At 74.2% G+C, this 16,325-nt stretch carries 13 protein-coding genes; 9 read left to right on the plus strand and 4 right to left on the minus strand.

Features of this window, described 5'->3' with window-relative positions:
- Nucleotides 1-163 precede the first annotated feature (163 nt).
- The gene (locus ACL02T_RS28670; RefSeq protein ID WP_412833906.1) at nucleotides 164-1,789 is read right to left on the minus strand and encodes a carboxyl transferase domain-containing protein; all 1,626 of its coding nucleotides are present in this window, start codon (nucleotides 1,787-1,789) and stop codon (nucleotides 164-166) included.
- 134 nt (nucleotides 1,790-1,923) lie between these two features.
- Here ACL02T_RS28670 and ACL02T_RS28675 point away from each other — a divergent pair, with 134 nt between their 5' ends.
- Nucleotides 1,924-2,598, plus strand: a complete 675-nt coding sequence (locus tag ACL02T_RS28675) for a response regulator transcription factor (protein WP_412833907.1) — start codon at nucleotides 1,924-1,926, stop codon at nucleotides 2,596-2,598.
- Nucleotides 2,599-2,630: 32 nt separating this feature from the next.
- Here ACL02T_RS28675 and ACL02T_RS28680 read toward each other — a convergent pair whose 3' ends face one another.
- Nucleotides 2,631-4,508 (minus strand): sensor histidine kinase, encoded by a 1,878-nt coding sequence (locus ACL02T_RS28680; protein WP_412833908.1) that lies wholly within the window; start codon nucleotides 4,506-4,508, stop codon nucleotides 2,631-2,633.
- A gap of 99 nt (nucleotides 4,509-4,607) precedes the next feature.
- On the opposite strand from ACL02T_RS28680, the gene ACL02T_RS28685 reads away from it, so the two are divergent.
- On the plus strand, nucleotides 4,608-5,180 hold the full coding sequence (locus ACL02T_RS28685; RefSeq protein ID WP_412833909.1) for an SACE_7040 family transcriptional regulator: 573 nt from the start codon (nucleotides 4,608-4,610) through the stop codon (nucleotides 5,178-5,180).
- On the opposite strand, the gene ACL02T_RS28690 is transcribed toward ACL02T_RS28685, so the two are convergent.
- Nucleotides 5,109-7,097, minus strand: coding sequence for a heavy metal translocating P-type ATPase (locus tag ACL02T_RS28690; protein ID WP_412833910.1), 1,989 nt, complete (start codon nucleotides 7,095-7,097; stop codon nucleotides 5,109-5,111). The genes ACL02T_RS28685 and ACL02T_RS28690 overlap by 72 nt on opposite strands.
- Nucleotides 7,098-7,195: 98 nt before the next feature.
- Between ACL02T_RS28690 and ACL02T_RS28695 the strand changes: the two genes are divergently transcribed.
- The gene (locus ACL02T_RS28695) at nucleotides 7,196-7,513 is read left to right on the plus strand and encodes an ArsR/SmtB family transcription factor (protein ID WP_412833911.1); all 318 of its coding nucleotides are present in this window, start codon (nucleotides 7,196-7,198) and stop codon (nucleotides 7,511-7,513) included.
- Between the two features lie 72 nt (nucleotides 7,514-7,585).
- On the opposite strand, the gene ACL02T_RS28700 is transcribed toward ACL02T_RS28695, so the two are convergent.
- On the minus strand, nucleotides 7,586-9,241 hold the full coding sequence (locus tag ACL02T_RS28700; RefSeq protein WP_412833912.1) for a phosphoenolpyruvate--protein phosphotransferase: 1,656 nt from the start codon (nucleotides 9,239-9,241) through the stop codon (nucleotides 7,586-7,588).
- Nucleotides 9,242-9,360: 119 nt separating this feature from the next.
- Here ACL02T_RS28700 and ACL02T_RS28705 point away from each other — a divergent pair, with 119 nt between their 5' ends.
- The 6 genes from ACL02T_RS28705 to ppc all read left to right on the plus strand — a co-directional run bounded on the left by ACL02T_RS28705 (nucleotide 9,361) and on the right by ppc (nucleotide 16,317).
- Complete coding sequence (locus ACL02T_RS28705; protein ID WP_412833913.1) at nucleotides 9,361-10,122, plus strand: DeoR/GlpR family DNA-binding transcription regulator; 762 nt, start codon at nucleotides 9,361-9,363, stop codon at nucleotides 10,120-10,122.
- Between the two features lie 79 nt (nucleotides 10,123-10,201).
- Nucleotides 10,202-11,137 carry a 1-phosphofructokinase gene (gene pfkB, locus ACL02T_RS28710; RefSeq protein WP_412833954.1) on the plus strand — a complete coding sequence of 312 codons (936 nt, stop codon included), beginning with the start codon at nucleotides 10,202-10,204 and terminating at the stop codon, nucleotides 11,135-11,137.
- Nucleotides 11,134-11,586: a PTS sugar transporter subunit IIA gene (locus ACL02T_RS28715; protein ID WP_412833914.1), complete on the plus strand. Its 453-nt coding sequence runs from the start codon at nucleotides 11,134-11,136 to the stop codon at nucleotides 11,584-11,586. The genes pfkB and ACL02T_RS28715 overlap by 4 nt, the downstream gene beginning before the upstream one ends.
- Nucleotides 11,583-13,049, plus strand: a complete 1,467-nt coding sequence (locus ACL02T_RS28720; RefSeq protein WP_412833915.1) for a PTS fructose transporter subunit IIC — start codon at nucleotides 11,583-11,585, stop codon at nucleotides 13,047-13,049. Before ACL02T_RS28715 ends, ACL02T_RS28720 begins: the two co-directional genes overlap by 4 nt.
- 17 nt (nucleotides 13,050-13,066) lie before the next feature.
- The gene (locus ACL02T_RS28725) at nucleotides 13,067-13,345 is read left to right on the plus strand and encodes an HPr family phosphocarrier protein (protein WP_412833916.1); all 279 of its coding nucleotides are present in this window, start codon (nucleotides 13,067-13,069) and stop codon (nucleotides 13,343-13,345) included.
- Between the two features lie 200 nt (nucleotides 13,346-13,545).
- Complete coding sequence (ppc, locus tag ACL02T_RS28730) at nucleotides 13,546-16,317, plus strand: phosphoenolpyruvate carboxylase (RefSeq protein WP_412833917.1); 2,772 nt, start codon at nucleotides 13,546-13,548, stop codon at nucleotides 16,315-16,317.
- The last annotated feature ends 8 nt before the right edge of the window (nucleotides 16,318-16,325 follow it).

The following is a 16,325-nucleotide window of genomic DNA, read 5'->3' on the forward strand; positions in this document are numbered from 1 at the left end:
CGAACGGCACTCTCGTGCAGTAGGTCCGCACGAACGGCACTCTTGTGCAGTAGGTCCGCACGAACGGCACTCTTGTGCAGTAGGTCCGCACGAACGGCACTCTCGTGCACTAGCTCCGCACGAACGGCACTGTTGTGCGGCGGACGGTGTCGGTGCATGTCCCTCACATCCGGAAGACGCCGAAGGCCGGGTCGCCCAGCGGGGCGTTCGCGGCGATCGACAGGCTCAGGCCCAGGACCGTGCGGGTGTCGGCGGGGTCGATCACGCCGTCGTCCCAGATCCGGGCGGTGGAGTAGTAGGGGTGCCCCTGGGTCTCGTACTGCGCGCGGATCCGCTCCTTGAGATCCTCCTGCGCCGCCGCGTCCCCGTTGCCGGCGCCGGAGCCGACGGTGCCGAGCACCGTCGCGGCCTGCTCGCCGCCCATGACCGAGATCCGGGCGTTGGGCCACATGAACAACAACCGCGGCGAGTAGGCCCGCCCGCACATCGCGTAGTTCCCCGCGCCGAACGACCCGCCGATCACCACGGTCAGCTTCGGCACCCGGGTCGAGGCCACCGCCGTGACCAGCTTCGCGCCGTTGCGGGCGATCCCGCCGGCCTCGTACTCGCGGCCGACCATGAACCCGGTGATGTTCTGCAGGAACACCAGCGGGATCCCGCGCTGGTCGCACAGCTCGATGAAGTGCGCGCCCTTCATCGCCGACTCCGAGAACAGGATCCCGTTGTTCGCGATGATCCCCACCGGGTGCCCGTGGATGTGCGCGAAGCCCGTGACCAGCGTGGTGCCGTACTCGGCCTTGAACTCTCCGAAGCGCGACCCGTCCACGACCCGTGCGATCACCTCGCGCACGTCGTAGGGGATCCGGGAGTCCGTCGGCACCGCCCCGTACAGCTCGGCCGGGTCGACCACCGGCTCCTCGGTCGCGATCCGCTCCCACGGAGCCGGCACGCGCGGCCCGAGCGTCCCCACGATCGACCGGACGATCCGCAGCGCGTGCGCGTCGTCGTTCGCGAGGTGATCCGTGACGCCGGAGATCTTCGAGTGCAGGTCGCCGCCGCCCAGCTCCTCGGCCGTGACGACCTCACCGGTCGCCGCCTTCACCAGCGGCGGCCCACCCAGGAAGATCGTCCCCTGGTTGCGGACGATCACCGCCTCGTCGCTCATCGCCGGCACGTACGCGCCACCCGCGGTGCACGAGCCCAGCACCGCCGCGATCTGCGGGATCCCCCGCCCCGACATCTGCGCCTGGTTGTAGAAGATCCGCCCGAAGTGCTCCCGGTCCGGGAACACCTCGTCCTGCGCCGGCAGGTACGCACCGCCCGAGTCCACCAGGTACACGCACGGCAGCCGGTTGTGCAGCGCCACCTCCTGCGCCCGCAGGTGCTTCTTCACCGTCATCGGGTAGTAGGTGCCGCCCTTGACCGTGGCGTCGTTGGCCACGATCACGCACTCCCGGCCCGCGATCCGCCCGACCCCGGTGATCATCCCCGCGGCCGGCGCGTCCCCGCCGTAGAGCCCGTGCGCCGCCAGCGGCGAGAGCTCCAGGAAGGGCGACCCCGGATCCACCAGCGAGTCCACCCGGTCCCGCGGCAGCATCTTGCCGCGCTCCAGGTGCCGCGCCCGCGACCGCTCCGGACCGCCCAGCCGCGCCGCCGCCAGCTGCGCGTTCAGGTCGGCCACCAACGACCGGTGCGACTCCGCGTTCCGCGCGAACTGCCCGTCCCCGGGGTCGACCTTCGTGCCCAGCACCGGAGCCGCCGCTCCGGACCGCCTCGCCACTCCCTGCATCTGCCGTCCCTCGTCGGATCGGTTAGCGATCGTTAACAACGTTAGCGCTCGTTAACCACAAGCGCCAGCCCCGCCGCCGATGTGCCGAGCCGTCCCTCAGGAACGTCACAGCCGCGCCGCCTACGGTGCTCCCCGTGCGCCTGCTGCTGGTGGAGGACGAGCGTCCGCTGGCCGAGATGGTCCGCCGCGGGCTGGCCCGCGAGGGCCACGCGGTCGACGTCCGGCACGACGGCCCCTCGGGTCTCGACGCCGCCGTTCACGGCGGCTACGACGTGGTCATCCTCGACATCATGCTCCCCGGCCTGTCCGGCTACCGGATCCTGCAGCAGATCCGGGGCGCCGGGGTGTGGACCCCGGTGCTCATGCTGACCGCGAAGGACGGCGAGTACGACGAGGCCGACGCCTTCGACCTCGGCGCCGACGACTACCTCACCAAGCCGTTCTCGTTCGTCGTGCTGCTGGCCCGGCTCCGCGCCCTGCAGCGGCGCGCAGGCGACGCCCGGCCGACCGTGCTCTCCGTGGGCGACCTGCGGCTCGACCCCGCCCGGCACCGGGTGCACCGCGGCGACGCCGAGATCACCCTGACGCCGCGCGAGTTCGGCGTGCTCGAGCACCTCATGCGGCACGCGGGCGAGGTCGTGACCAAGACGGACATCCTGCGCGCGGTCTGGGACGCCCACTACGAGGGCGAGGTCAACGTCGTCGAGGTCTACGTCGGCTACCTCCGGAAGAAGATCGACGCTCCGTTCGGAACCCGGTCCATCGAGACGCTGCGCGGCGTCGGGTACCGGATGGTCGCCCCGGCCTGACCGCGTCCGGCCGCCCGGCGGCCCGGCCCGGGTCAACGGGAGGGCGGCCGGACGACGCGGATCGGCGCCGTCGGGTTGACGTCCGCCGGCGAGCGGGCGTCGCCGAGCCGGATCGGGACCGAGGTGGCCCGCCGCACCCGCTCGTCCCGCCCGGTCCCGCGCGGCACCGGTGAGGGCTGGGCCACCGGTGAGGGCTGGGCCACCGGCGCCGTCTCCTGCTCACGCGCCACCGGCGCGGTCGGCTGCTCGCGCGGCCCGTCCTGCTCACGCGGCATCGGCGCCGTCGCCCGCTTCGGCGGGGGTGAGGTGAGGAGGGGCAGCGGACCCGTCGGGCGATCGTCCCGCAGGTCGCCGTCCCCCGGCGGCCCCTCGGCGGCCTCCGTGCCCTCCGGCAGGCCCGGTTCCCCCGGCTCGGACACGACACGGGGCAGCCGCAACCGGAACAGTGCCCCGCCGAGCGGCGAGTCGAGCACCTCGACGCCGCCGTCGTGCACCGCGAGGATCTCGCGCACGATCGCGAGCCCGAGCCCGGAGCCGCCGTCCGACCGGGCGCGGGCCTCGTCCAGTCGGACGAACCGCTCGAAGACGCGGTCCCGGGCCTCGGGTGGGACGCCGGGCCCGTCGTCGGCCACGTCGACCACCGCGTCGGGGCCCTCGGCCCGCACCGTGACCAGGACCCGGGAGGTGGCGTGCCGGCGCGCGTTGTCGACGAGGTTCCGGACCGCGCGGACCAACTGCGCACGGTCACCGGAGACCCGGACCGGCTCGGCGCGCACCTCGGGTGCCACCCCGCCGACGTCGGAGGGGCGGCCGCGCTCGGCCTCCACGATCTCGTCGAGGTCGACGTCCTCGCGACGGGGCTGCAGCCCGCGCTCGTCCGAGCGGGCGAGCAGCAGCAGGCCGTCGACGAGCCGGTCGAGGCGGCTCGTCTCGCCACGCAGGGTCCGGACCGTCGACGCGTCGGCCGGGTCGACCGACCCGGCCAGCAGCTCCAGCCCCGACGCGATCGTGGCGAGCGGGCTGCGCAGCTCGTGGCTGGCGTCGGCGACGAACCGGCGCTGGTTCGACTGCGCGCTCTCCAGCCGGCCGAGCATCTGGTTCATGGTCGCGGCGAGCCGGCCCACCTCGTCGCGCGCGGGTGGCACGGGCACGCGCGTGCCGAGATCGCGGTCGGACATGCGCGCCACCCGGGTGCGGATGGCCTCGACCGGGCGCAGCGCGCGGCCGGCGAAGAAGTAGGTGAACCCGCCGACCAGCACCACCAGCACCGGGATGCCGACGAGCACCATCGCCAGCACCGTCTCCACGGCCCGGTGCAGGAAGTCCAGCGGCTGGGCGGCGAGGACCCAGAAGGGCTGGCCGGTCGGCGGGAACTCGTAGCCCTTGACGACGACCAGCACCTCCTCGTGCTTGCCGTCGTTCAGCGTGATCCAGGTGGAGTCGACGACCTCGACCTCGTCCGGCTCGGCCCGCACGTCCGTCATGAGGGGATACTTCGGCAGCGGGTCGGAGGAGCCGATGTTCTGGACGTCCGACGGGCGGTCGGGGTCGTTGTTGTAGTCGGTGACGACCTCGACGAGGTCGGAGCGCTTGCCGGTGGCCTGGATGGCGTTGCGCTTGACGTCCTCGCTGTCGGCGAAGTTCGCCGCGACCCGGTCGCCGAGCTGGGTCGCCTGCTGGGTGGCGGCGTTGGCCAGCTGCATCCGGAGCAGCCAGTCGAGGCCGAGGACCAGGATGGCCCCGGCCACGAGGAGTACGACGCCGACGGTGAGCGCGGCGGCCAGCGCCGTCGTCGTCCGGACCCCGAGCCGGGCGCGGAGCCGGTCCCGCAGGGCACCGAACGGACCCGACGAGCGGTCCGGGACAGCGACGGACCCCGCGGCGGGGTCCGGGTCCGGGTCGCGGGCCATGGGACCAGGGTAGGTGCCCCGTCCTGTGCCGCGGCTGAGCCGGGGCATCCGGCGCGGGCGCGTTAGCGGACGTTAACCCGAAGGCGCTACGCTGGCCCGATGGCGGCGCCGCGGGTCGACAACGCACCCTCCCGGCGGGAGCAGATCCTCCGCACGGCCGCCGTCCTGTTCGCCCGGCACGGCTTCCACGGGGTGAGCATCGCCGAGCTGGGCGCCGCCGTCGGCATCAGCGGACCGGCCCTCTACCGGCACTTCCCGGGCAAGGAGGCGCTGCTCGCCGAGCTGCTCGTGGACATCAGCGATCGGCTGCTCGCCGGCGGGCGCGAGCGGGCGACGGGCGAGCCGGACGAGGTGCTGGCCGCGCTGGTGGACTTCCAGCTCGAGTTCGCCCTGCGCGAGCCGGAGCTGATCGTCGTGCAGGACCGCGATCTCGACAACCTGCCCGAGGCGGACCGGCGCCGGGTCCGCCGGCTGCAGCGCACCTACGTCGAGATCTGGGTCGACACCCTGCGCCGGCTGCACCCGGGGCTCGACCCCGACACCGCCCGGGTCGCCGCGCACGGCACCTTCGGGCTGCTCAACTCCACCCCGCACAGCGGCTCACGGGCGGCTCCCGACGAGGTCGCCGGGCTGCTCCGCCGCATGGCGCTCGCGGCGCTCGAGGCGCTCTGACCCACCCGCGGGCCAGCCCGGCCGGATCAGCAGCCGCAACCCGTTGAGGCACACGAGCACCGTCGACAGCTCGTGCCCGGCCACCCCCAGGGCCAGGGGCAGCGTCCCCACCAGGTCCCAGGTCACCAGGCCTGCGATGACGGCCGCGGCGAACGCCAGGTTCGCCCGCGCGACCCGGCGGGCCCGGCGGGCGAGCCCGGCCAGCGGGGCGAGCGCACCGAGCGGGTCCCGCAGGAGCACGCCGTCGGCCGCCTCGACCGACAGCGTGCCGGCGCCCTCGCCGACGGCCAGCCCGACGTGCGCGGTCGCGAGCAGCGGGGCGTCGTTGAGGCCGTCCCCGGCGGCGAGCACGCGACGGCCGCCGCGCTCGAGCTCCTCGACGGTCGCGGCCTTGTCGGCGGGCAGCAGCCCGGCGCGCACCTCGCCGATCCCGATCCGGTCGGCCACCCGCCGGGCCGGGCCCTCGGCGTCGCCGGTCAGCAGGACGGGCGGGGCGACGGCCTCGCGGACCGCCGCGACGGCCTCCGCAGCACCGGGGCGCAGCTCGTCGGCCAGTACCAGCAGGCCGACCGGCGCCTCGTCCACCCGCACCACGACCGCGGTGTGCCCCTCCCGCGCCACCACGGCGAGCTGCTCCGGCGCCTCGTCCCCGACGGGCCGTCCGACCGAGACGACGACCCTCCCGCCGTTCCGGTGTGCGAGGGCCGATCGGGACGTGGCCGTGTCGCCGTCGGGCGCAGCGGCATCGGGCAGCACCGCCCGCACACCCTCGCCGGGCAGCGCAGCGAAGTCACGGACCTCGGGGACCAGCAGGCCGCGGCGGCGGGCCTCGCCGACGACGGCCCGGCCCAGGACGTGCTCCGAGCCCTCCTCCACCGCGGCGGCGAGGGCGAGCAGCTCGTCGGCCGGGCGACCGTCGACGGGCTCGACGGCCCGGACCTCGGGACGGCCCCGGGTGACGGTGCCGGTCTTGTCCAGGGCGACCGCGTCGACCTCGGCCAGCGCCTCGACCACACCGGCGTCCTTCAGCAGCACGCCGCGCCGGCCCGCGACGGCGACCGCGGCGAGCAACGGGGGCATGGTGGCGAGCACCACGGCGCAGGGCGACGCGACGATCATGAAGGTCATCGCGCGGAGCAGGGTCTCGCGGAAGTCGGCGCCGGCGAGCAGCGGCACCACCAGCAGCGCCAGCGCGGCCACCACGACCACCACCGAGTAGCGCTGCTCCACCTTCTCGACGAAGAGCTGTCGCTTCGACTTGGTCTCGGCCGCCCGCTCCACCTGCGCGGCGATCCCGGCCACCACCGTGTCCCCCGGGTCCCGGTCGACCCGGACGCGCACCGTCCCGGTGCCGTTGAGCGTGCCTGCGAAGACCTGGTCGCCGGGCCCGCGCCGGACCGGCAGCGGCTCGCCGGTGAGGGTGGAGGCGTCGACGTCGGTGGCGCCGTCGCGGACCGTACCGTCGGCGGGGATCTTCTCCCCCGGCCGTACGACGACCTCGTCCCCGACCACCAGATCCGCGGCCCGGACCCGCTCCTCGCGCTCGTCGACGACCCGCTGGGCGGTCTCCGGGGCCAGGTCGAGCAACCCGGTGATGCTCGCGCGGGTCCGCGCCGTCATCACCGCCTCCAGCGCACCCGAGCTCGCGAAGATCACGATCAGCAGCGCGCCGTCCAGGTGCTGGCCGATCGCGGCGGCGCCGAGCGCGGCGACGATCATCAACAGGTCGACGTCGAGGGTCCGCTCGCGCAGTGCCTGCAGCCCGGACCACGCCGGCTCCCGGCCGCCCGTGACGTAGCAGGCGGCGTAGAGCAGGGCGACGAGCGGCCACGGCGCCCCGAGCAGGTCGGCGGGGACCGCGACGGCGAAGCAGAGCAGGGCCAGCGCGGCGCTCCGCACCTCGGGCAGGGACAGCATGCACGTCAACATACCTGCGTAGGCACGAAGGTACGCAGTCAGCCGACGAGTGAGCCGGACACCTGCACGGGCGCTCAGGTGTTGGCTAGACTGCGGGCGTGCACCAGGGCATCCCGGACTTCGCGATGCCGTCCGAGCAGGATGTCCGCCGGGCGGCCGATTCCCTGCGCCTGCTCGCCGACCCCACCCGCATCAAGATCCTCTGGGCGCTCCTGCAGGGCGAGACCTCGGTCGCCTGCCTCGCCGAGCTGGTCGGCGCCGCCCCCACGGCGGTGAGCCAGCACCTCGCCAAGCTGCGGCTCGCCGGGCTGGTCGAGGGGCGACGCGAGGGGACGTTCATCTACTACACCGCGGAGAGCGCGCACGTCCGCGCGCTGCTCACGGAGGCCCTGGGGCAGGCGGCGGTCAGCACCTGACTCCGCCTGCACAGACCGTGATCACCGCCGCGCTGCGCTCACGGCTCTCCGTGGCACCGCCGGCGCACGAGATTAGCGATCATGCCCGACGACTCCCTGCACCGCGCGACGCGCAGCGATCGGGTCCGGAGCGGCGCAGGCCACCGCAGCCATGGCCCGGCACTGCTCGAGGGTGAGGCCGGCGAGCGCGGCACCGACCGCGGCGAGCGAACCGGACCCCATCGACAGCGTCGCGACGCCCAGTCCCACCAGCACCGGGGCGAGCGCCGGGTCGGCCGCAGCCTCACCACACACCCCCACCGGGACGCCCGTCACCGCGGACGCCTCGCCGAGCATCCGGATCAGCCGGAGCAGGGCGGGCTGCCAGGGGTCGTTGAGCGCGGCGACCGGCCCGGACTGGCGGTCCGCGGCGAACAGGTACTGGGCCAGGTCGTTCGTGCCGACGGACACGAAGTCGACCTCCGTCATGATCTCCGGCGCCACCAGCACGGCCGCCGGGATCTCGATCATCACGCCCGCACTGGTGATCCCGTGCGCCCGGCAGCGCTGCACGAAGAACCGCGCCTCCTCGGCGGTGGCGACCATCGGCGCCATCACCTTCAGCTCGGCCCCGGTCTCCTTCGCCGCCGCGGCCAGCCCGGCCAGCTGGCGCTCCAGGACGTCGGCGCCGATCCCGGGCACCCGCGCGATCCGCAGGCCCCGCACGCCCAGCGCCGGGTTGGGCTCGCCCTCCAGGGTCAGGAAGGGCAACGGCTTGTCGGCGCCGGCGTCGAGCGTGCGGGCGGTCACCGGCTTGCCGGCGAAGGCACCGAGCACGCCGTCGTAGACCTCGCGCTGGCGCTTCTCCGAGGGCTCCTCGGCCGCGGAGAGGAAGGCGAGCTCGGTGCGGAACAGGCCCACGCCCTGGGCCCGCCGCTCGGCCGCCGCGGCGGCACCGTCGGCGTCGCCGACGTTGGCGAGCAGCGGGACGAGGTGCCCGTCGGCGGTCCGGCCGACGCCGTCCCACTCCGCGGCCTCGACCGCCTCGGCGATCACGGCCGCCTCCTCGGCCGAGCCGACCTCCTCGACGGTGCCGGTGGTCCCGTCGACCACGACGAAGCCGTCCTCGACCAGTTCCCGCGCCCCCGCGCACCCGACGACGGCCGGGATGCCGAGTGACCGGGCCAGGATCGCGGTGTGGCTGGTGGGCCCACCCTGCTCGGTCACCAGCGCGAGCGCGATCCCGGGGCGCAGGCCGGCGGTGTCGGCCGGTGCGAGGTCGGCGGCCACGAGGACCGCGGGCGTGGCGAGATCGGCCACGCCCGGCGCGGGCAAACCCTGCAGCTCGGCGACGATCCGGTCGCGGACGTCGCGGACGTCCGTCGCGCGCTCGCCCATGTAGCCGCCCATGGCGGCGAGCATGTCGGCGAAGGTGTTGGCGGCCTCCCACACCGCGCGGGACGCGGGACGGCCGCCCTCGCGCACGAGGTTCTCGGCGTTCTCGAGCAGGGCCGGGTCGCCGACCATGGTGATCGTCGCCTCGAGGACGTCCCTGGCGTCGCCCGACGCGGCGTCGGCGCGGGCCTGCAGGCGGGCCGAGACGAGCCCCATCGCGGGTCCGATCCTGCCCGCTTCCGTGTCCGGATCGGTGGGAACGGGCCCGACCGGCGGCTCACCGGGGGCGTCGGCGACCCGCACGACGCGCCCTCCCGCACGTCCGGGACTGGCAGGGATGCCGTTCAGCTGCATTGCGAACTCCCTCGATCCGTTCGGATGACTTCGGCGTGACCCGTTGACGAACCCCAGTAAAACCCACATACTCGGAAACAAGCAAGCACATTCGGGCACCGATCCGGAGGCGAACGAAGATGTACGCAGCGGAGCGTCAGCAGTGGCTCCTCACCCGTACCCGCGAAGCGGGCCGGGTCGACGTCGGTGCCGTGGCCGAGGAGCTGCAGGTCACCCCGGAGACCATCCGGCGCGACCTCGGCACCCTGGAGCGCCAGGGCCTCGTCCGCCGGGTGCACGGCGGTGCCATCCCCGCCGACCGCCTCGACTTCGAGCCCGCCATCGGCCAGCGCGACGCCGTGGCCGGCCCGGAGAAGGAGCGCATCGCCAAGGCCGCCCTCGCCGAGCTCGAGGGCTGCCTGACCGTCCTGCTCGACGCCGGCACCACCACCGCCCGCCTCGCCTCGGTCCTGCCGACCGACCGGGAGCTGACCGTCGTCACCAACTCGCTGCCGATCGCCTCGATGCTCGCCACGCGGCCGAACATCGTGCTGCGGCTGCTCGGCGGGCGCGTCCGTGGCACCACCATGGCCGCGGTCGACGACTGGGCGACGGACACGCTGGCCACCCTCACCGTCGACGTCGCGTTCCTCGGCACCAACGGTTTCTCCCCGGAGCGCGGGCTCACCACGCCCGACCCGGCCGAGGCCGCCGCCAAGCGGGCCATGATCGTCGCCGGCCGTCGCGCCGTGGTGCTGGCCGACGCCGCCAAGTACGGCACCGACCAGTTCGTCCGCTTCGCGCCGCTGGACCAGGTCGACGCCCTGGTCACCGACACCGGGCTCGACGACGCCGCCACCGCCGCCATCGAGGCCGCGGGTCCCCGGGTCGTCCGAGCCTGACCCGACCTCTCGATCCCACGACTTCACGAGGAGGTGAAGCCTTGCGCGCCGACGTACTCCGTCCCGCGGAGGCGCAATGATGATCGTCACCGTCACCCCCAACCCCAGCCTCGACCGGACCGTCGAGCTGGCCGGGCTGGTCCGCGGCGAGGTGCATCGCGCCCTGTCCGTACGGCTGGACCCGGGCGGCAAGGGCGTGAACGTCGCCCGTGCCCTCACCCGCGCCGGCGTCGACGCCCTCGCGGTGCTGCCCTCGGGCCGCGCCCCGGGCGGGCGGCTCAACGGCCTGCTCGACGCCCTGGGCGTCCCCGCCGTCACCGTGCCGATCCACGGCGCCACCCGCTCCAACATCACCCTCGTGGAGCCGGACGGCACCACGACGAAGATCAACGAGAGCGGTCCGGTGCTCACCGCGGACGAGGTCGCGGAGGTCACCGAGCAGGCCGTGGCCCGCTCCCACGGCGCCGAGTGGCTGGTGACCTGCGGTTCCCTGCCCGAGGGGATGCCGGTGGACTTCCACGCCACCCTCGTCCGGCGGGCGGGCGCGCGCACGGCCGTGGACACCAGCGGGGCCCCGCTCGCCGCCGCCGTCGCGGCGCGGCCGGACCTGGTCAAACCCAACCACGAGGAGCTGGCCGAACTGGTCGGCAGACCTCTCGACAGCCTCGGCGACGTCCTCGCCGCGGCCCGCGAGCTCCGCGCCGCCGGGGTCGGCGCGGTCCTGGTCAGCCTCGGCGCCGGCGGCGCCCTGCTGGTCGAGGAGTCCGGCGAGTACCACGCCGCCACCCCGCCCGTCACCGTGCGCAGCACGGTCGGCGCCGGCGACGCCACCCTGGCCGGGTTCCTGGCCGCCGGGGGTGCCGGGCCGGACGCCCTGGCGCGCGCCGTCGCGTACGGCGCCGCCGCCTGTCGCCTGCCGGGCAGCGAGATGCCCGGGCCCCACGAACTCCCGCTCGCCGACGTCCGCGTCGGGATCCCGCACGCCGACCTCGTCCTCACTGGAGACGCAGCATGACCGACCAGCTGATCACCGCCGATCTCGTCGACCTCGACCTGCCCTCGACCGACCGCCGGGCGGCGGTCCAGGCGCTCGCCGAGCGGTTGCAGAAGGCCGGCCGGGTGACCGACCTGGCGCAGTTCCTCGCCGACATCGAAGCCCGCGAGCAGCAGATGCCCACCGGCCTCGAGGGCGGCATCGGCATCCCGCACTGCCGGTCCGCGGCCGTCACCGTGCCGAGCCTCGCGTTCGGCCGCAGCACCGACGGCGTCGACTTCGGCGCCGAGGACGGGCCCGCCCGGCTCGTCTTCATGATCGCCGCCCCGGAGGGCGGGAACACCGACCACATGACGGTGCTGGCCGCGCTGGCCCGCCGCCTGGTCCGCAAGGCGTTCAAGGACGAGCTCCTCGGCGCGACCGACGCCGGGCACGTCGCCGACTACATCGCGAAGGAGGTCGGGGCGTGAAGATCCTGGCCGTCACCGCGTGCCCGACGGGCATCGCGCACACCTACATGGCCGCCGAGGCCCTCGAGGTCGCGGCGGAGGAGGCCGGGCACGAGATCGTCGTCGAGACGCAGGGTTCGGCCGGCTCCACCCCGTTCACCCCGGAGCAGCTCGCCGAGGCCGACGCGATCATCCTCGCCGCCGACGTCGAGGTCCGGGACAAGGACCGGTTCGCCCACCTGCCCACGGTGACCGCCGGAGTGAAGAAGGCGATCGGCGGGGCGCCGGGCCTGATCGAGCAGGCCGTGGCCGCGGCCGAGGCGGCGCCGAAGGGCTCCGCACCGGCCGCCGCCGAGCCGCAGCCCGCAGTCAAGCAGACCGGCCCCGGGACCGCGTCGAAGGTCCGCGGCTGGCTGATGACCGGCGTCTCGTACGTCATCCCGTTCGTCGCAGCCGGTGGCCTGCTGATCGCCCTGGGCTTCGCGCTCGGCGGTTACCAGATCACCGACGCCCCGTCCGTCACCGAGAGCTTCTCCTGGACCTCGCACACCAGCTGGGCGGCCCTGCTGTTCCAGCTCGGCTCGCTGGCCTTCGGGCTGCTCGTACCGGTGCTGTCCGGGTTCATCGCCTACGCGATCGCCGACCGGCCGGCGCTCGTGCCCGGCTTCGTCGGCGGCCTGGTCGCCGTCGAGGTCGGGGCCGGCTTCATCGGCGGCCTCGCCTCCGGCCTGCTCGCCGGTGGCCTCGTCTTCTGGATGAAGAAGTGGAAGGCCCCCAGGGCGATCGCCGGGATCATGCCGGTGCTGGTGCTGCCGCTGGTCGGCACGGCGATCATCGGCGGGATCATGTTCGTGGTGATCGGGCAGCCGCTCGCCGCCGTCACGACCGGCCTCACCGACTGGCTCAACGGCCTGTCCGGCAGCAACGCGATCCTGCTCGGCGCCCTGCTCGGCCTGATGATGGCCTTCGACATGGGCGGCCCGGTGAACAAGGCCGCGTACGCCTTCGCCGTCGCCGGGCTGTCCACCAACTCGCAGACCGCGCTGCTGATCATGGCGTCGGTGATGGCCGCCGGGATGACCCCGCCGTTGGCCATGGCGCTGGCCACCACCGTCCGCAAGAAGCTGTTCACCGAGGCCGAGCGCGAGAACGGCCGGGCCGCCTGGCTGCTCGGGGCGTCCTTCATCACCGAGGGTGCCATCCCCTTCGCCGCCGCCGACCCGCTGCGCGTCATCCCGTCGCTCATGGCGGGGTCCGCCGTGACCGGCGCCCTGTCGATGGCCTTCGGCTCCACACTGCGGGCCCCGCACGGCGGCATCTTCGTGGTCCCGCTGATCGGCAACCCGTTCGGCTACCTGGTGGCGATCCTCGTCGGGACGCTCGTCTCCGCGGCGATCGTCATCGTCCTCAAGTCGGTGGGCCAGAAGAAGGCCGCCGCCACCACCGAGTCCGCGTCGGCGCCCCGCGCCGCCGCCCACGCCTGAGAGTCGAAGGAGACACCATGGCCGAGCGCCGCGTGAAGGTCGGATCGTCCGTGGGGCTGCACGCCCGCCCCGCCAACCTGTTCTGCAAGGCCGCCGGGCAGCAGCCCGCGAAGGTCACCATCGCCGCGGGCAACCGCGGCCCGGTCGACGCCCGCAGCATCCTCTCGGTGCTGGGGCTGGGCGTGAACTCCGGGGAGGAGGTCGTCCTGACCAGCTCGGACGACGCCGCGGGCGAGACCTCGCTCGACGCGCTGGCCGAGCTGCTCGCCACCGACCTGGACGCCGTCCCCAGCTGACCTGCGGCTCCGCCGCCCGTGCGCGGTCCGTGGTGCTCCGGCACCACTGACCGCGCACAGCGGTTCGGGCGGCATGTCAACGGCGGGTTACGGCCTCCCGCCAGCAATGGCCCCGCCCGGGTCCAGGGGCGACGATGGCCGGTAGTCCCGCCGTTCCCGACGCCGCGAGCGGCCCCTCCCGTGAACGGAGCCCCACCACGGTGACCGCGAGCGCCCACCGCCCCGAACTCCTCGCCCCGGACTCCCTGGCGGCGCACTCCGGTGTCGTCTCCGAGACCGAGCACAACGCCCTGCGCGCCGACATCCGCAGGCTGTCGACGATGCTCGGCCGCACCGTCGCCCTGCAGGCCGGCGACGAGGTGCTGGAGCTGGTGGAGGAGGTCCGCAAGCTCGCCCGGGAGGCGGCCGGGGAGGGCGGCGACCCCGATGCCGTCACCGACCGGCTCTCCGGCCTCGACACCGGCACCGCCGTCGTCCTCGCCCGGGCGTTCTCCCAGTACTTCCAGCTGGCCAACGTCGCCGAGCAGCTGCACCGCTCACGCGAGCTGCGCAGCCTGCGCCCCGCCGACCACCGACCGCTGCACGCCGTGCTGGAGCGGCTGGCCGCCGAGGCCGACCGGGGCGCGGTGCAGGAGGTCCTGGCCCGGGCCCAGCTGCGGCCCGTGTTCACCGCGCACCCGACCGAGTCCTCCCGGCAGTCCGTGCTCGCGATCCTGCGGCGCGTCGCCGAGGGGCTCGACCACGCGGCGTCGGACGACGAGCTGGGCGCCCTCGTCGACCTGCTCTGGCAGACCGACGAGATCCGGCCCGGCAAACCCACGGTGACCGACGAGGCCCGCGGCGTCGCCTGGTTCATGGAGCAGCTCGGCACCCGCACCGTCCCCGACCTGATCGGCGAGTTCGAGGCCGAGGTGCGCGCGCACGGCTTCGAGGTCCCGCCGGACTCGCGCCCGCTGAGCCTGGGCTGCTGGGTCGGCGGCGACCGGGACGGCAACCCGAACGTCACGCCCGAGGTGACCCGCGAGGTTCTCGAGCTGTACTCGGACCGCGCGCTGAAGATCCACGGCGCGCTGGTCGAGCAGCTGATCCAGGAGCTGTCGATCTCCACCCGGGTGATGGGGGTGTCCGAGGAGCTGCGTGGCACGCTGGCCCGCGACCGGCGCGCGCTGCCCGAGGTCCACGACCGCTTCATCCGGCTCAACGCCCACGAGCCGTACCGGCTCCACCTGAGCTACGTGCAGGCCCGGTTGGAGAACACCCGCGCCCGGATCGCGAACCGGGGCCCGCACGTCGCCGGGCGGGACTACCTGGGCGCGGCGGAGTACGTGGCCGACCTGGGTGTCCTGGACCGTTCGCTGCGCGGGCACCTCGGCGCCCGGATCGCCGCCGGCACCCTCGCCCGGGCGATCCGCGCGGCGGGGGCGCTCGGCCTGCACCTCGCCGAGCTGGACATCCGCGAGCACAGCCAGAAGCACCACGACGCCCTCGGCGCGATCTACGACGAGCTGGGCGAGCTCGACAAGCCCTACGCCGAGCTGACCCGCCCGGAGCGCCGGGAGCTGTTGTCGAAGGAGCTGCAGGGGCACCGGCCGCTGATCCGCCGGCACTACGGCGTCCCCGAGGCGGCGGCCCAGGTGATCGCGACCTTCGACATGCTGCACGAGGTCCAGCACGAGTTCGGGCCCGAGGTCGCCCGGACCTACATCGTGTCGATGGCCCGGGACGTCGACGACCTGCTCGCCGTCGCCGTCCTCGCCCGCGAGTCCTACATGGTGGAGCTGCGGACGAACCCGCGCTCGTCGGTGGACCTGGTGCCGCTGTTCGAGACGGTGGAGGAGCTCTCCCAGGCCGGGCCGCTGCTGGAGGGTCTGCTGGCCGACCCCGGGTACCGGCAGCAGGTCCGCAACCGGGGCGACCTGCAGGAGATCATGCTCGGGTACTCGGACTCCAACAAGGGCGCGGGCATCACCAGCTCGCAGTGGGAGATCCACCGGGCCCAGCGGCAGCTGCGGGACGTCGCCGCGAGGCACGGGGTGCGGCTGCGCCTCTTCCACGGCCGGGGCGGCTCCGTCGGCCGCGGCGGCGGCCCGGCGGGCGAGGCGATCGCGTCGGCGCCCTACGGCTCGGTCGACGCCACCATGAAGCTCACCGAGCAGGGCGAGGTCATCTCCGACAAGTACTCGCTGCCCACGCTGGCACACGACAACCTGGAGATCCTGCTCGCGTCGATGCTCGACGCGAGCGTGCTGCACAAGGCCTCCCGCTGGCCGGACGAGACCCTGGCCCGTTGGGACGAGGTCATGACGTGCGTGTCCGAGGCGGGCACGAGGGCCTACCGCGAGCTGGTCGGCGACCCGGCACTGCCGGAGTTCTTCACCGCGGCCACCCCGGTCGACGAGCTGGGCCGGCTCAACGTGGGCTCCCGGCCGGCCAAGCGCCCGGGCACGGGCACCCCCTCGCTCGACGACCTGCGGGCGATCCCCTGGGTCTTCGGCTGGACGCAGACGCGGATGGTCGTTCCCGGCTGGTACGGCCTGGGCAGCGGCCTGACGGCGGCGCGGGACGCGGGCTACGGCGAGGTCCTCGACGAGATGCGCGAGTGGGCCTTCTTCGCCAACCTGCTCGGCAACGTCGAGATGACGCTGGCCAAGACGGATCTGCGGATCGCCTCCTACTACGTCTCCGCGCTCGTCGACCCCGGGCAGCAAGGGCTGTTCGACATGATCCGGGCGGAGCACGGGCGCACGCGGCGCGAGGTGCTGGCGCTGACCGGCGGCTCGGTGCTGCTGGCCAGGCACCCGGTGCTGCGCAACACCCTCGCGGTGCGCAACGGCTACCTCGAACCGCTGCACCACCTGCAGGTCGAGCTGCTCGACCAGCGCCGCCGGCGGGGCGGGGAGGACGCGGACCTCGAGCGCGCCCTCCTGCTCACCATCAACGGCATCGCGGCGGGGATGAAGAACACCGGCTGAGGAGCACC

The sequence above is a fragment of the Pseudonocardia oceanicola genome (genome assembly GCF_047200735.1).
GTDB lineage: Bacteria > Actinomycetota > Actinomycetes > Mycobacteriales > Pseudonocardiaceae > Pseudonocardia.

What these genes read in the sequence shown, in the direction of transcription:
- ACL02T_RS28670 (WP_412833906.1), bottom strand. Translation starts at nt 1,789, where the DNA reads ATGCAGGGAGTGGCGAGGCGGTCCGGAGCGGCGGCTCCGGTGCTGGGC.
- ACL02T_RS28680 (WP_412833908.1), bottom strand. Translation starts at nt 4,508, where the DNA reads ATGGCCCGCGACCCGGACCCGGACCCCGCCGCGGGGTCCGTCGCTGTC.
- ACL02T_RS28685 (WP_412833909.1), top strand. Translation starts at nt 4,608, where the DNA reads ATGGCGGCGCCGCGGGTCGACAACGCACCCTCCCGGCGGGAGCAGATC.
- ACL02T_RS28690 (WP_412833910.1), bottom strand. Translation starts at nt 7,097, where the DNA reads ATGCTGTCCCTGCCCGAGGTGCGGAGCGCCGCGCTGGCCCTGCTCTGC.
- ACL02T_RS28700 (WP_412833912.1), bottom strand. Translation starts at nt 9,241, where the DNA reads ATGCAGCTGAACGGCATCCCTGCCAGTCCCGGACGTGCGGGAGGGCGC.
- ACL02T_RS28705 (WP_412833913.1), top strand. Translation starts at nt 9,361, where the DNA reads ATGTACGCAGCGGAGCGTCAGCAGTGGCTCCTCACCCGTACCCGCGAA.
- pfkB (WP_412833954.1), top strand. Translation starts at nt 10,202, where the DNA reads ATGATCGTCACCGTCACCCCCAACCCCAGCCTCGACCGGACCGTCGAG.
- ACL02T_RS28715 (WP_412833914.1), top strand. Translation starts at nt 11,134, where the DNA reads ATGACCGACCAGCTGATCACCGCCGATCTCGTCGACCTCGACCTGCCC.
- ACL02T_RS28725 (WP_412833916.1), top strand. Translation starts at nt 13,067, where the DNA reads ATGGCCGAGCGCCGCGTGAAGGTCGGATCGTCCGTGGGGCTGCACGCC.